The sequence below is a fragment of the Micrococcus sp. EWR3.9.1 genome (assembly GCF_052615555.1).
Genome location: NZ_JBQXFD010000059.1, coordinates 1 through 288, shown reverse-complemented (window position 1 = coordinate 288; position 288 = coordinate 1). Strand labels below are relative to the sequence as shown.

1 pseudogene is annotated in these 288 nt (G+C 66.7%); it reads left to right on the top strand.

The window, feature by feature from the left end:
- Positions 1-288, top strand: a pseudogene (locus ACUJ8O_RS11565) (pyridine nucleotide-disulfide oxidoreductase); the annotation flags it as partial.

Sequence of the window (288 nt, the reverse complement as noted above, 5' to 3'; positions counted from 1 at the left end):
TGTGCCGCGGCACTGGCCGTTGGAGGCCACGCAGGTGGCGGTGATCGGCAACGGGAACGTGGCCCTGGATGTGGCCCGGATCCTGTCCAAGCATGCTGAGGACCTGTTGCCCACCGAGATCCCGGACAACGTGTACCGGGACCTGGCCGCCTCCCCGGTCACGGATGTGCACGTGTTCGGCCGGCGTGGGCCGGCGCAGGTGAAGTTCACCCCGTTGGAGCTGCGGGAGCTGGCGCATTCCCGGGATGTGGACATCGTGTTGTACGAGGAGGACTTCGACTTCGATGC